The organism is Pseudomonas sp. 7-41 (assembly GCF_021233075.1).
GTDB lineage: Bacteria > Pseudomonadota > Gammaproteobacteria > Pseudomonadales > Pseudomonadaceae > Aquipseudomonas > Aquipseudomonas veronii.
Genome location: NZ_CP089551.1, coordinates 138,069 through 152,375 on the forward strand (window position 1 = coordinate 138,069; position 14,307 = coordinate 152,375).

At 62.1% G+C, this 14,307-nt stretch carries 10 protein-coding genes; 5 read left to right on the forward strand and 5 right to left on the reverse strand.

Annotation, left to right across the window (positions count from 1 at the left end):
- The first annotated feature begins 63 nt into the window (after positions 1-63).
- Positions 64-1,356, forward strand: coding sequence for an autotransporter outer membrane beta-barrel domain-containing protein (locus LQ249_RS00600; RefSeq protein WP_026140406.1), 1,293 nt, complete (start codon positions 64-66; stop codon positions 1,354-1,356).
- A gap of 91 nt (positions 1,357-1,447) precedes the next feature.
- Here LQ249_RS00600 and oadA read toward each other — a convergent pair whose 3' ends face one another.
- The gene (gene oadA, locus LQ249_RS00605; RefSeq protein ID WP_046381604.1) at positions 1,448-3,256 is read right to left on the reverse strand and encodes a sodium-extruding oxaloacetate decarboxylase subunit alpha; all 1,809 of its coding nucleotides are present in this window, start codon (positions 3,254-3,256) and stop codon (positions 1,448-1,450) included.
- Between the two features lie 11 nt (positions 3,257-3,267).
- Positions 3,268-4,683, reverse strand: coding sequence for an acetyl-CoA carboxylase biotin carboxylase subunit (locus LQ249_RS00610; RefSeq protein ID WP_003213442.1), 1,416 nt, complete (start codon positions 4,681-4,683; stop codon positions 3,268-3,270).
- Positions 4,684-4,879: 196 nt separating this feature from the next.
- Between LQ249_RS00610 and LQ249_RS00615 the strand changes: the two genes are divergently transcribed.
- Positions 4,880-5,854: a LysR family transcriptional regulator gene (locus LQ249_RS00615; RefSeq protein WP_017850031.1), complete on the forward strand. Its 975-nt coding sequence runs from the start codon at positions 4,880-4,882 to the stop codon at positions 5,852-5,854.
- On the opposite strand, the gene LQ249_RS00620 is transcribed toward LQ249_RS00615, so the two are convergent.
- From LQ249_RS00620 to LQ249_RS00630, 3 genes are all read right to left on the reverse strand, one after another.
- Positions 5,784-5,981, reverse strand: coding sequence for a PA3496 family putative envelope integrity protein (locus LQ249_RS00620; protein WP_079444958.1), 198 nt, complete (start codon positions 5,979-5,981; stop codon positions 5,784-5,786). The genes LQ249_RS00615 and LQ249_RS00620 overlap by 71 nt on opposite strands.
- Before the next feature lie 221 nt (positions 5,982-6,202).
- Entirely contained in the window at positions 6,203-7,069 is an 867-nt protein-coding gene (gene hexR / locus LQ249_RS00625; RefSeq protein ID WP_017850032.1) for a transcriptional regulator HexR, read from the reverse strand.
- Between the two features lie 162 nt (positions 7,070-7,231).
- Positions 7,232-10,105 carry an EAL domain-containing protein gene (locus tag LQ249_RS00630; RefSeq protein ID WP_017850033.1) on the reverse strand — a complete coding sequence of 958 codons (2,874 nt, stop codon included), beginning with the start codon at positions 10,103-10,105 and terminating at the stop codon, positions 7,232-7,234.
- A gap of 279 nt (positions 10,106-10,384) precedes the next feature.
- Between LQ249_RS00630 and uvrD the strand changes: the two genes are divergently transcribed.
- The 3 genes from uvrD to LQ249_RS00645 all read left to right on the forward strand — a co-directional run bounded on the left by uvrD (position 10,385) and on the right by LQ249_RS00645 (position 14,297).
- A complete protein-coding gene (uvrD, locus tag LQ249_RS00635) occupies positions 10,385-12,568 on the forward strand; it encodes a DNA helicase II (RefSeq protein ID WP_057005204.1) in 2,184 nt (727 codons plus the stop codon).
- A gap of 315 nt (positions 12,569-12,883) precedes the next feature.
- Positions 12,884-13,753: a Tim44 domain-containing protein gene (locus LQ249_RS00640; RefSeq protein WP_017850035.1), complete on the forward strand. Its 870-nt coding sequence runs from the start codon at positions 12,884-12,886 to the stop codon at positions 13,751-13,753.
- 136 nt (positions 13,754-13,889) lie between these two features.
- Positions 13,890-14,297, forward strand: coding sequence for an SMI1/KNR4 family protein (locus LQ249_RS00645; protein WP_046381602.1), 408 nt, complete (start codon positions 13,890-13,892; stop codon positions 14,295-14,297).
- Positions 14,298-14,307: the final 10 nt, after the last annotated feature.

The following is a 14,307-nucleotide window of genomic DNA, read 5'->3' on the forward strand; positions in this document are numbered from 1 at the left end:
TGACAGTTATCGCCCCGCCATCTCGCTAAATTTCCGGCCTCATTCATCAGAGGTTGGGATCACATGCCCTTTACACCCCCACGATTTGCACTTGTCATGGCGCTTGCGATCAGCGCCGCCAGCCTTCAACATGCCCAGGCGCGGGGCGATATCGAATACCGGCCGTACCATTTCCAACCCTATGAGGCGCTTGATAATGAGTGGGCCGACGCAGCGTCTGAAAAAGCCGAACCCATCGACGGTTACCTCACTCAGCGCGCCACCACGCACAATGGCCTGCAGCTCGCCAAGGCCCTGGAACCTGCGCTGGTTCAGTTGCTGGAGTCCGGCGAACTGACCTCCGAACAGATCAAAGCCCTGGAAAAATTCGCCGACGCGCTGGACAAGCAGCCCGGCGGCATCGGCGCGGCCCTTGAGCAATTGGCCGCCAGCCAGAACGCCAACCTCGCCGCCGCGACCCAGAACACCACGCAGCAACTGAGCAGCCAACTGTTGTCGATCCTGCGCACCCTGCCCGCCGACGACGCTGGCCACTTCTGGGTGCAAAGCCTGGGCAACGACGGCACGCTCGACAAAAAAGGCGGCAGCGCCGGTCTGAAACATGGCACCCAAGGCCTGTTGCTGGGGGCCGACTGGGCGCTGGACCACGCCTGGCGTGTCGGCGTGATGGGCGCCAAATCCAGCAGCCACCTCGACGCCGCGCGTTTTTCCGCCGACCTCGACAGCTGGCACCTGGGCAGCTATGCCGTGCGGCAGGACGGCCCGTTGGCCCTGCGCCTGGGAGCGATCTACAGCAGCCATGACGGGCAGAACAAGCGCAGCGTCAAGTTGCTCGATTACACCGAGCAGCTCAGGGCCAATTACAACGCCAACAGCCAAACCGTCTTCTCCGAAATGGGCTACCAATTGGGCACTGCGGATTTGAGCGTGGAACCCTTCGCCGGCCTCGGTTACCAGCGCTATCACCGCGACGGCTTCAAGGAGCGGGGTGGCCTGACCGCGCTGAACGTCGGCTCGCAAAACCAACAGAACCTGAGCAGCACCTTCGGTCTTCGCCTGGCGTCGCTGTATCGGTTCGATAACCAGATGAGCCTGGCCCCCCACCTCAGCGCCAGTTGGAAACACCTGTACGGCGACGTCGACAGCCGGGTCAGTCAATCCTTTCGCGCTGCGCCGGGGCTGATTGATAGCTTCACTGTCCAGGGCACGTCGCTGGACCGCGACAGCCTGAACGTCCGAGCCGGCCTGGACCTCGCACTCTCGCCGCAACACACCGTGGGCCTGACCTACGCCAGCGAAACAGGCAACCATAGCCGCAACCAGGGCCTGATGGGCCAATGGCAAATGCGGTTCTGAGCCCACGCTGCGCGCGCCGGCCAAATTACGGGCGAAAAAAAAGGGGAGCACCTGCTCCCCCGAGGATTAAACGGTAGTGTCGAAGGCTGGATCAGCCTTCGATTTCAATCAGGATTTCGCCAGGGTTCACCCGGTCGCCCTTGGCTACATGAACGGCGGTCACCTTGCCGGCAATCGCGGCCTGCACTTCGGTTTCCATCTTCATCGCTTCGGTGATCAGCACCGCCTGGCCGGCCTTGACGACGTCGCCTGGCTTGACCAGCACGTCGACGATATTGCCCGGCATCGTGGTGCTCACATGGCCTGGCTCGGTGGCTTGCTTGCGCTTGCTGCCGCCACCGCCGACGAACTCGTTGAGCGGTTCGAACACCACTTCTTCGGGCATGCCGTCGATGGACAGGTAGAAGTGACGCTTGCCTTCAGCTTTCACGCCAACACCGGTGATGTCGACGCGGTAGCTTTCGCCGTGGACGTCGATGACGAACTCGGTCGGTACGCCTTCGCCACCCGCACGGGCCACGCCGCCGGCTTCCGGGATCGGCAGCAACACTTCCGGAGTCAGGGTGCCGGCGTCGCGTTCTTCGAGGAACTTGCGGCCAATGTCCGGGAACATGGCGTAGGTCAGCACGTCTTCTTCAGATTTGGCCAACGCACCGATTTCGCCGCGCAGCTTGTTCATTTCCGGCTTGAGCAGGTCGGCCGGGCGCACGTCGATCACGTCTTCGCTGCCGATGGCCTGGCGACGCAGTTGCCCGTTCACCGTGCCCGGCGCTTTGCCGTAGCCGCCTTGCAGGTAGAGCTTCACTTCGTTGGTGATGGTCTTGTAGCGCTCGCCGGCCAGCACGTTGAAGAACGCCTGGGTGCCGACGATCTGCGAGGTCGGGGTGACCAGCGGCGGGAAGCCCAAGTCTTCACGCACCCGCGGAATTTCAGCCAGCACTTCGCCCATGCGGTTGAGTGCGCCCTGCTCTTTGAGCTGGTTGGCCAGGTTGGAAATCATCCCGCCCGGCACTTGGTTGACTTGCACGCGCGTGTCGACCGCGGTGAATTCGCTTTCGAACTGGTGATACTTCTTACGCACGGCGTAGAAGTACAGGCCGATTTCCTGCAGCAGTTCCAGGTCGAGGCCGGTGTCGAATTCGCTGCCTTTAAGGGCGGCGACCATCGACTCGGTGCCCGGGTGGCTGGTGCCCCAAGCGAAGCTGGAGATCGCGGTATCGATGTGCTCGGCACCGTTTTCGATGGCCTTGAGTTGGCACATCGCAGCCAAACCCGCCGTGTCATGCGAGTGGATGAACACCGGCAGGCTCTGCTCGGCTTTCAGTGCCTTGACCAGCTCGCCGGTGGCGTATGGCGTGAGCAGGCCGGCCATGTCCTTGATCGCCACCGAGTCGCAGCCCATGGACTCCATTTGCTTGGCCTGGGCCACAAACGCGTCGATGGTGTGTACCGGGCTGGTGGTGTAGGCGATGGTGCCCTGGGCGTGTTTGCCGGCGGCCTTGACCGCTTCGATGGCCACGCGCAGGTTACGCACGTCGTTCATCGCGTCGAAGATGCGGAACACGTCAATACCGTTGACGGCGGCCTTGGCGACGAAGGCTTTGACCACGTCGTCGCTGTAGTGGCGATAGCCCAACAGGTTCTGGCCGCGCAGCAGCATTTGCAGGCGGGTGTTAGGCAACGCAGCGCGCAATTTGCGCAGACGCTCCCACGGGTCTTCTTTCAAAAAGCGCACGCAGGCGTCGAAGGTCGCGCCGCCCCAGACTTCCAGGGACCAGTAGCCGACTTTGTCGAGCTTGTCGCAGATCGGCAGCATGTCGTCGGTACGCATGCGGGTGGCCAGCAACGATTGGTGAGCGTCGCGCAGGATGGTGTCGGTGACAAAGATCTTCTTGCTCATTGTTATATTCCTCACAGGCCTGCGTGGGCGGCGATGGCGGCGGCGATGGCCAGGGCCAGCTCTTCGGGTTTGCGCTTGATCGAGTAGTTGGTCAGCTCAGGGTGGCTTTCCACGAAACTGGTGTTGAACTGGCCGCTGCGGAATTCCGGGTTGCGCAGGATTTCCTGGTAGTAGGCGGCGGTGGTCTTCACGCCTTGCAGGCGCATGTCATCCAGGGCACGCAGGCCGCGGTCCATGGCTTCTTCCCAGGTCAACGCCCACACCACCAGTTTCAGGCACATGGAATCGTAGAACGGCGGGATGGTGTAGCCGGTGTAGATCGCCGTGTCGGTACGCACGCCGGGGCCGCCGGGCGCGTAATAGCGGGTGATCTTGCCGAAGCTGGGCAGGAAGTTGTTCTTCGGGTCTTCGGCGTTGATCCGGAACTGCAACGCAAAACCACGGTGCTGGATGTCTTCCTGCTTCACCGAGAGCGGCAGGCCCGAGGCGATGCGGATCTGCTCGCGAACGATGTCGATCCCGGTGATTTCTTCGGTGATCGTGTGTTCCACCTGCACCCGGGTGTTCATCTCCATGAAGTACACCTCGCCCTCGGCGAGCAGGAACTCCACGGTGCCGGCGTTTTCGTAACCCACGGCCTTGGCTGCGCGCACCGACAGGTCGCCGATGTAGGCGCGCTGTTCAGGGGTCAGTTGCGGGCTCGGGGCGATTTCGATGAGCTTCTGGTTACGGCGCTGGATCGAGCAATCGCGCTCGAACAGATGCACCACGTTGCCGAAGCTGTCACCGAGGATCTGCGCTTCGATGTGCTTGGGGTTGACGATGCATTTTTCCAGGAACACTTCCGCCGAACCGAAGGCCTTGGTGGCTTCGGAGATCACGCGGGGGAAGGCTTGTTCGAGTTCTTCACGGCTGTTGCAACGACGAATGCCGCGACCGCCGCCACCGGAGGTGGCCTTGAGCATCACCGGGTAACCGATGCGGTCGCCTTCGGTGAGGGCTTCGGCGATGTCGGCGACGTTGCCTTCGGTGCCGGGGGTGACCGGTACGCCGGCCTTGATCATGCTGCGGCGCGCTTCGGTCTTGTCGCCCATGCGGCGAATCACTTCCGCGGATGGGCCGATGAATTTAATCCCACGTTCGGCGCAAATGTCCGCCAGTTCCGCGTTTTCCGAGAGGAAACCGTAACCGGGATGCAACGCATCGCAACCGGTTTCCACGGCCAGGTTCACCAGCTTGCGCGGGTTCAGGTAACCGGCCAGGGGTTCGGCGCCGATGCTGTGGGCCTCGTCGGCACGTTTGACGTGCAACGCGTGGCGGTCGGCGTCGGAATAGACCGCGACCGAGCGAATGCCCATCTCGGCGCAGGCACGCACGATTCGCACGGCAATTTCACCACGGTTGGCGATCAGGATCTTTTTTATCACTTGGAAATTCCCTTGAGCCGATTGCTGCGTTCTTCGACCCGCTAGACTCGGGTCGGCGCGTGACTAAATGTTTCAAGCCAGTCGCGAGGCACACACTAAGCCTGCTGAGGGATTAACAAAAATCAATAATTATTGGGTCATGCATAAGTAAAGACTTATAGTTGTCGGACCGGACGCCGCCAAGAGGCTTTAAAAAATGCGTAAGTCATTGATGAGGCTGACATTACGTCAACTGCAGATCTTCAATGAGGTGTGTGATTTGCGCTCCTACAGCCGGGCGGCCGAGGAAATGTCCCTCACCCAGCCGGCCGTCAGCCTGCAAATTCGTCAGCTGGAAGAGCTGATCGGCCAGCCGTTGTTCGACTACGTAGGTAAGAAACTTTACATGACCGAGGCGGCCGAAGCGCTGCAACGGGCCAGCCGCGATATTTTCGGACGCCTGGAAAACCTCGATATGCAGCTGTCGGACATGCAGGGCTCGCTGCAAGGCCAACTGAAACTGGCGGTGGAGTCCAGCGCCAAGTACTTCGTGCCGCACCTGTTTGCCGCGTTCAAGCGCCAGCATCCGGAGGTGCAATTGCATCTGACGGTGGTCAACCGCGCCCAGGTGATCCGCCGGCTGTCGGACAACCGTGACGACTTGGTGATCATGTCCATGGTGCCCCAAGACATGGGCCTCGAATTCCTGCCGTTCCTCAACAACCCGATTGTCGCCGTGGCGCTGCCCGACCACCCCTTGAGCCAGCAAGGAGCGCTGCGCCTGCGCGACCTGGAGCCTTACACGCTGTTACTGCGCGAACCGGGTTCCGGCACGCGGCTGGCTTGCGAGGAGTACTTCAAAGAAAAACGCGTTCACTTCAGCCAGACAGTGGAAGTCGCCTCGGCCGAGGCGCAGCGTGAATGCGTGTTGGCCGGGCTGGGCGTGGCCTTGTTGACACGCCACGCCCTGAACCTGGAACTGGCCACCGGCGGGCTCAAGGAGCTGCCGGTGGAAGAGCTACCGCTGTACCGCAGTTGGTGCCTGGTGCAGGCCAAGGCCAAGCGCCTGTCACCGGTGGCCCATGCGTTCCTGGGCTTTATCCGCAGCGAGCGGGTGCAAATCAGCGCGCTGGCTGAGCGCTTCGCTGGGCAGCCGCGGGTGCCTGCCAGTGCAGTTCCGGGTAGTCCGTGATGCTTTGCAGCAATTGGCGTTGATCACAGCGGTCTTCGATTGCGCGACGGAACGCCATGCGGCGCTGGTCTTCCTGCTGACGACGGGTCTTGACGGAGCTGTTGCTATCTTCGTAGGGCCGGGCCATTTGGAGTCTCCCAATGCGAGTGCGGGGAGTTCAGGATGGGCGCGAGGGATGACGGTTTGGCGGCGCGGGGATGACAGGACGATGAATCTTCTGGACAGATGAGACATGCACATGTGGGAGGAGGCTTGCTCCCGATGGCTGAGTGTCAGTCGATGCATCTGCGACTGAACCACCGCTATCGGGAGCAAGCCCCCTCCCACATTTGGATCGCTGTATCGCGCTCAGTCGTCGAGGGCTTTGACGGACTTGGGCGACAGACGAAGGCTGCGCAGGCTGCGCTTGACGCTCTTGAGGTGGTTGACCAGGCTCGGCCCGCGCGCCATGGCCACGCCCATCGCCAGCACGTCGATCACCACCAGGTGGGCGATGCGCGAGGTCAACGGGGTGTAGATTTCGGTGTCTTCGTGGACATCGATCGCCAGGTTGACCGTGGACAGTTCCGCCAACGGCGTCTGGCTCGGGCACAGGGTGATCAGCGTGGCGCCGCTTTCACGTACCAGGTTGGCGGTGATCAGCAAGTCCTTGGAGCGGCCGGACTGGGAAATACAGATGGCCACGTCGGTCGGTTTCAACGTCACGGCCGACATCGCCTGCATGTGCGGGTCGCTGTAGGCCGCCGCCGTAAGCAGCAGTCGGAAGAATTTGTGCTGGGCATCGGCCGCCACCGCACCCGACGCGCCAAACCCGTAGAACTCGACACGCTGGGCCTGGGACATCGCCGTCACGGCCTTTTGCAGCGCCACCGGGTCGAGCTTCTCGCGCACTTCCATCAGGGTGTGCAGCGTGGTGTCGAAGATCTTGAGGCTGTAGTCGGCGACGGAATCGTCTTCGTGAATCGCAAACTGCCCGAAGCTCGCGCCGGCGGCCAGGCTTTGGGCCAGCTTGAGTTTCAGGTCCTGGAAGCCGGAACAACCGATGGCACGACAGAAGCGCACGATGGTCGGCTCACTGATGCCCACGCTGTGGGCCAGGTCGGCCATGGAACTGTGCATTACGGCCGCAGGGTCAAGCAGCACGTGGTCGGCAACCTTGAGTTCCGATTTGCGTAACAGGTGGCGCGACTGGGCGATATGTTGCAACAGGTTCAAAGGACAGGACTCTTGTTATTGGCAGACGCCAGGGATGTAGCAAGCTTGTAGTTATACTACAAGAATTGCCGTTTTGCCCGTCCGATGCATCACTAAATCGCCCTGCTGCCCTTTGAATCTAAGGGCAGCCAAGTTGTAGCCACAAAGGCTGAAGGCACGTCTCTAGGAAAAATCCGCATTCTTCCGTAACAAATCTGCCAGCCCTTCGGCCTTCATCGGCCGGCTGATCAAGTAGCCCTGCACCTCATCGCAACGCTCCCGGCGCAGGAAATCCAACTGTTGCTGATCTTCCACGCCTTCGGCCACCACCTTGAGCGCCAAACCGTGGGCCATGGCGATGATCGCACGGGTAATGGCCGCGTCTTCCCGCCCCTGGCCGAGGCCGCGGATGAAGGTCTGGTCGATCTTCACGTAGTCCACGGGAATGCGCTTGAGGTAACTGAGAGACGAATAGCCGGTGCCAAAATCGTCGATGGCCAACTTCACCCCCAGATCGCGCAGTTGCTGGAAGGTGGCGATGATGTGCTCGACACTGTCGAGCAGTTGGCTTTCGGTCAGCTCCAGCTCCAGGTATTGCGGGTCCAGGCCGGTTTCTTCCAGCACCTGGCGCACCAGGCTGACCAGCTTGCCTTGACGCAGTTGATGCACCGACAGGTTCACCGACACGCGTATCGGCGCCAGCCCCTGACGCTGCCACTCACAAGCCTGCCAGCAGGCCTGGCGCAGGACGAATTCACCCAACGGCACGATCAGGCCGGTTTCTTCGGCCAGGCCGATGAAGTCGCTTGGCGGCACCGTGCCCCACTGCGGATGCTCCCAACGAATCAACGCCTCGGCGGCGTTCAGTTTGCCGCTAGCCAGGCACAATTTCGGTTGGTAGAACACCGACAGCTGGCGCTCGTCGATGGCCTTGCGCAGCTGGTTTTCCAGCTGCAAACGCTCCAGGGTGCTGGCTTGCAGACTGTCGGTGTAGAACTGGAAATTATTCCCACCCAGGTGTTTGGCGTGTTGCATGGCCATGTTCGCCTGGCTAACCAACGCCGAAATTTCCCGCGCATTATCCGGAAGCAGGCTGACGCCCATCGAGGCGCTGACCACCAATTCATGCCCTTCCACCGTCACCGGCACGCGCAACTTGGCCAGCAGGCGCGTGGCCACCCGCGCCAGGCTTGAGAGGTTGCCGTAGGCATCGAAAAGCACGGCGAACTCATCCCCGGACAAACGCGCGATGGTGTCGGCCTCGGGCAGGGCATTGATCAAACGTCGCGCCATTTTTTGCAGCAATTGGTCGGCGACATCATGGCCCAGGCTGTCGTTGAGCAACTTGAAACGGTCCAGGTTGATATGCAGCAACGCCAGGCTGCGCCCGCCCTGGCGCACCCGCTGATGCGCTTCGCGCAGCCGCTCGCGAAACAGCGAGCGGTTGGCCAGGCCGGTCAATTCGTCATAGTGCGTGAGGTAGCGCATGCGCTCCTCGGATTCACGCCGCGCCGAGAGATCGGCGAAGAAGCCTACGATATGACTGACGTTTCCTCGAATATCGCGCACCACGTTCAGTTGCAGCCACTGCGGGTACAGTTCGCCGTTCTTGCGCGTTTCCACCAGCTCGCCCTGCCAGGTACCGTGACTGAGCAGCGCCTGGCGGATCAGCGGAAAGTGCCGCCGAGCGTCGCGGCTGCACGGCAACTCCACCACATTGCGCCCGAGCATGTCGTCGATATCAAAGCCGGTGACGCGACTGAAGGCCTGGTTGACGGCGAGCAGCGCGTAGTCCGGGTCCAGGATCACAATACCTTCGCTGGCCGCTTCGAATACGGTCGAGGCCAGGCGTTGCTGTTCCTCCAGCGCCTTGCTTGCGCTGATGTCGCGGCGCGTGCCGAGCATGCGCGTCACGCGACCGCTGGGCGCACGCTCCACGGCGCGGCCGCGGTCTTCGATCCACACCCAGTGGCCATCGCCATGGCGCACCCGGTATTCCACCAGATAGTCCTCGCTGCGGCCCTTGAGATGCTCCACCAGGGCACGCTTGAGCAGCGGCAAGTCGTCGGGGTGCAGGCGCGGCTTGAGGTGGCTGAGCATCGCCGTGACGAACTCGGGCTCCAGGCCGAACAGTTCCTTGAGCTGGGTGTGGTGGACCTCGTCGGTTTGCAGATTCCAGTCCCACAGGCCCAGTTCGCTGGCTTGCAGAGCCATCGCCAGGCGCGCTTCGCTTTTATTCAGGGCCAGGCTGGCGGCGTCCAGTTCCTGGCTGCGTTGCGCCACGCGGTCCTGCAGGCCGATTTGCGCTTCGCGCAGTTCCTGCTCGACCTGGCGGCGTTGCTCGACTTCGCGCACCAGCTCCTGATTCAACTGTTCACTGCGCTGCTGTGCCTGTTGCAGATGCTCGATCAGCGCCTGGTTCTGAAAGCGCCGCAACAGCCCGTGCTGGATCAGGCGGTTGACCTGCCACGCCACCACACTCAAGGACGCCAGCAGGATCAGGCCGAGCACACCCCAACCCTGTTGCTGCGCGGCGCCGTTCCAGAAGAGATAGACAATGGCCGGCACCAGGCACGGCAGCGCGAATGACAGGAACGCCGGCAGGCTCACCGCATAGGCGACGCTGGCGGACAACGTCGCCGCACCGATCAGGCCGAACACCCAGGCTTGCTGCGTAAAGCTGTCCGCCGGCACCAGGGCGATGGCGGCGATGGCCAGGGTCAGGCCGCTGACCGCCGAGCCGAGCATGAACATGCGCCGCCAGATCGGTTGGGCCTGGCGGCTGGGCATCGCCGAGTCGAAGGCGGCCACCTGGATCACGCGCAGCGCGACCAGCGCCAGCAGCCAGACCAGCCAGATGCTGTCGAGCAGGTAATGTTTGGGGTTCCAGATCAACCAGGCGCAGACCAGGCCGTTGACCAGCATCAATAAGGTCGGCAGCAGCGAACCCTGGTAGAGCAGACGCGTGCGTTCGACCGCCATCTCGGTAGCGTAGTGTTTTCGGATAACCTGCGCGGGCGCCGCCATGGGGCTAAACAGGTCGGTGCTGAGGGTCATAGGCAGTGTTCTTATAATGGTGAGCCCGAAACGTCGACGGAGCATACACAAGCAAGCGCTCGGGCCAAACTGCTGCGCGTCATAAAAACCAGCGAGGCGTACCGCGCAAACCTCGGGGCCAGACGGCTTGAGCGAGACGCGGCGCGGCCTGTGGCCCATGACCAACCAGTCATCAGCCCCGCCGGAACGCGTGCTCGCCCCGGAACGCGCCGCAGGTTTTCCGTCGGCCATCCGCCAATGGGATTTGCCCCACTCCCCCGCGGGCCATAGAATGCGCCGATGCGCGATGATCTCTCCCTTTTGCTGAATTCCCTCAACGATGCCCAACGCCAGGCCGTAGCGGCCCCCGTTGGCCGTCAGTTGGTCCTGGCCGGTGCTGGCTCCGGTAAAACCCGAGTGCTGGTACACCGTATCGCCTGGTTGATCCAGGTCGAGAACGCGTCCCCGCATTCGATCCTGTCGGTGACCTTCACCAACAAGGCCGCTGCCGAGATGCGCCACCGCATCGAGCAGTTGATGGGCATCAGCCCGGCCGGCATGTGGGTGGGCACCTTCCACGGCCTGGCGCACCGCCTGCTGCGGGCGCATTGGCAGGAGGCGGGCCTGGCCCAGACCTTCCAGATCCTCGACAGCGATGACCAGCAACGCCTGGTCAAGCGCGTGATCCGCGAGCTGGGCCTCGACGAACAGCGTTGGCCGGCGCGCCAGGCCCAATGGTTCATCAATGGCCAGAAAGACGAAGGCCTACGCCCGCAACATATCCAGGCCAGCGGCGATTTGTTCCTGGCCACCATGCGCAGCATTTATGAAGCCTACGAAGCGGCCTGCGTGCGCGCCGGCGTGATCGACTTCTCCGAGCTGCTGCTGCGCGCCCTCGACCTGTGGCGCGATAACCCCGGCCTGCTGGCCCATTACCAGAAACGCTTCCGGCACATCCTGGTCGACGAGTTCCAGGACACCAACGCCGTGCAGTACGCCTGGTTGCGCCTGCTGGCCAAGGGCGGCGACAGCCTGATGGTGGTGGGCGACGACGACCAGTCGATCTACGGCTGGCGCGGCGCGAAAATCGAGAACATCTACCAGTATTCCGAAGACTTCCCGGACGCGGTCACCATCCGCCTGGAGCAGAACTACCGCTCCACCGCCGGGATCCTCAAGGCCGCCAACGCCTTGATCGCCAATAACACCGGGCGCCTGGGCAAAGAGCTGTGGACCGACGGCGGCGAAGGCGAAGCGATCAACCTGTACGCGGCGTTCAACGAGCACGACGAAGCGCGCTACGTGGTGGAAACCATCGAAAGCGCATTGAAAACCGGCCTGGCGCGCAGCGACATCGCGATTCTGTACCGTTCCAACGCCCAATCGCGGGTGCTGGAAGAAGCCTTGCTGCGCGAGCGCATCCCGTACCGTATTTACGGCGGCCAGCGCTTCTTCGAGCGCGCCGAAATCAAGAACGCCATGGCCTACCTGCGTTTGCTGGAAGGTCGCGGCAACGATGCGGCGCTGGAGCGGGTGATCAATATCCCGGCCCGCGGCATCGGCGAAAAAACCGTTGAAGCGATTCGCGACCATGCGCGCCACGCCGATGTGTCGATGTGGGAAGCCATGCGCTTGCTGATCGCCAATAAAGGCCTGACCGGCCGTGCTGCCGGGGCGTTGGGTGTGTTTGTCGAGCTGATCGAGAACCTGACGGCCAAGTGCGCGGACATGCCCCTGCATTTGATGACCCAGACCGTGATCGAGCAGTCCGGGCTGATTGCCTATCACGAAGCGGAAAAAGGCGAGAAAGGCCAGGCCCGGGTGGAAAACCTTGAGGAACTGGTCAGCGCCGCCCGCGCGTTTGAAAACACCGAGGCCGATGAAGAACTGACCCCGCTCGCCGCGTTCCTCGGCCATGCGTCGCTGGAAGCCGGTGATACCCAGGCCGATGAGCATGAAGACAGCATCCAGCTGATGACCTTGCACAGCGCCAAGGGCCTGGAGTTCCCGTATGTATTCCTGGTGGGCATGGAAGAAGGCCTGTTCCCCCACAAGATGAGCCTGGAAGAGCCCGGCCGCCTTGAGGAAGAACGCCGCCTGGCCTATGTGGGCATTACCCGGGCGATGCAGAACCTGGTGATGACCTACGCCGAGACCCGTCGCTTGTATGGCAGCGAGACCTACAACAAGGTGTCGCGCTTCGTGCGGGAAGTGCCGAAGGGGCTGATCCAGGAAGTGCGCCTGTCCAACAGCGTCAGTCGCCCGTTCGGCGGCGGACAGCAGCAGAACTCCAGCAGCCTGTTTGCCGGTTCCGAGATCCCGGAAACCCCGTTCAGCCTTGGCCAGCAGGTCAAGCATGCGATCTTCGGCGAAGGGGTGATCCTCAACTTCGAAGGCGCCGGCGCCCAGGCACGGGTGCAGGTGAACTTCGCCGAGGGCAGCAAGTGGCTGATGATGGGTTACGCGAAGCTCGAAGCGGTCTGACACGCTGACCCCTTCCCCCTGTAGGAGCGAGCTTGCTCGCGAAAAACCCTCAGACAACGCGTCTCATCCAGGATGCCCGCGTTATCGTTGGCGATCTTCGCGAGCAAGCTCGCTCCTACAGACAGAAGGACGGTTCAGCATGAAGGTTTCGCGTCCACCCTTGTTTTTGATGCGCGCGGGCCAATATCTGTAACTAGTCCTACAGACCCTTCGGATTCTGTCTTACGCAAAAGCCCGAAACATTATGTCGCTAGCCACTGTCACGACACCTGTGCAACATGGCGCGCGTGCAATCCACAAATGGGAATTCCCTTTATGAAACGTTTTCTTAGCATCGCCATGGCGCTGTGCATTGGCCTGACGATGAGCCTCGATGCCAACGCCAAACGCTTCGGTGGCGGCAAAAGCATAGGCTCGGCACCAACTCACCAGACCAGCCAAATGGCTCCGTCCGCCGGCGTCGGCGGTGCTGCCGCCACTGCCGGCGCGGCCGGTGCCGCTGGCGCAGCCGCCAAGGCCGGCGGTGCTTCGCGCTGGTTGGGCCCTCTGGCCGGTATCGCCGCCGGTGGCCTGCTCGCATCCATGTTCATGGGCGGCGGCTTCCAGGGCATGCAGATCTTCGACATCCTGATCATGGCGGTCATCGCCTTCCTGATCTTCCGCTTCATCGCCGCCCGTCGTCGCAAGCAGCAGGAGCACATGGCTCCAGCCGGCGCGCCGATGCAGCGTGAAGTGTTCGAGCAGAAGCCAGCCATGGGTTCGATCTTCGGTGGTTCGGCCGCACCTGCTGCTGCCCGCCCGGTGATCAATGCGCCGGCCTGGTTCAACGAAGAACGTTTCGTCGAAGCGGCCCGCAGCCACTTCCAGTCCCTGCAGCAGCACTGGGACGCCAACGAAATGGATAAAATCTCCGAGTTCGTGACCCCGCAACTGCTCGAGTTCCTCAAGCGCGAACGCGCCGACCTGGGCGACGGCTTCCAGTCGACCTACATCGACGACCTGCGCGTGCAGCTCGAAGGTGTGGACGATCGCGCCGACAAGACCATCGCCACCCTGACGTTCAGCGGTGTGTCGAAGACCTCGCGTTTCGACCAGGGCGAAGTGTTCAGCGAAAGCTGGAACATGGAACGCGCCCAAGGCGACAACCAGCCTTGGCTGGTCGCCGGTATCCGCCAGAACGGCTGATAGCCACACGCTTGAACAAGCCGTAAGCAAAACCCCGGACATGTTCCGGGGTTTTCTATTTCACGGTTGCACTTATAGCGAGCTACTGTATAAAACGCCCCTGTAAACCGCGCCATCTAGCAAGAGGATCCCGGCCGTGGAAGAAGTCATCGAACAATTGCGTGAAGCCAACGAACCGGTTCCGGTTCCTCTGGAACTGCCTGATGAAGACCAACTGGTGGAAATCGAGGAACAGCTGTTCATCGACATCCCGTTTGTCTTCCGCGAATTCCTGCTAACCGTCAGCGACGTGGTGTACGGCAGCCTGGAGCCGGTGACCGTCACCGACCCGCAGTCCCACACCTACCTGCCGGATGTGGCGGCCAACGCCTGGGATGCCGGTGTTGACCGCAGCATGATCCCGATCTGCCAGGACGGCGACGACTACTACTGCGTCGAAGAAGACGGCACCGTAGTGCTGTGGTGCGCCGAAGAAGAACTCGTCACCGAAGAAACCTGGGAGTCGGTGTGGCACTGGGCACGGGACGTCTGGCTGGAAAGCTGACACCTGCGGC

Coding starts and splice junctions, on each gene's coding strand:
- LQ249_RS00600 (WP_026140406.1), top strand. CDS start 64: ATGCCCTTTACACCCCCACGATTTGCACTTGTCATGGCGCTTGCGATC.
- oadA (WP_046381604.1), bottom strand. CDS start 3,256: ATGAGCAAGAAGATCTTTGTCACCGACACCATCCTGCGCGACGCTCAC.
- LQ249_RS00615 (WP_017850031.1), top strand. CDS start 4,880: ATGCGTAAGTCATTGATGAGGCTGACATTACGTCAACTGCAGATCTTC.
- LQ249_RS00620 (WP_079444958.1), bottom strand. CDS start 5,981: ATGGCCCGGCCCTACGAAGATAGCAACAGCTCCGTCAAGACCCGTCGT.
- LQ249_RS00630 (WP_017850033.1), bottom strand. CDS start 10,105: ATGACCCTCAGCACCGACCTGTTTAGCCCCATGGCGGCGCCCGCGCAG.
- uvrD (WP_057005204.1), top strand. CDS start 10,385: ATGCGCGATGATCTCTCCCTTTTGCTGAATTCCCTCAACGATGCCCAA.
- LQ249_RS00640 (WP_017850035.1), top strand. CDS start 12,884: ATGAAACGTTTTCTTAGCATCGCCATGGCGCTGTGCATTGGCCTGACG.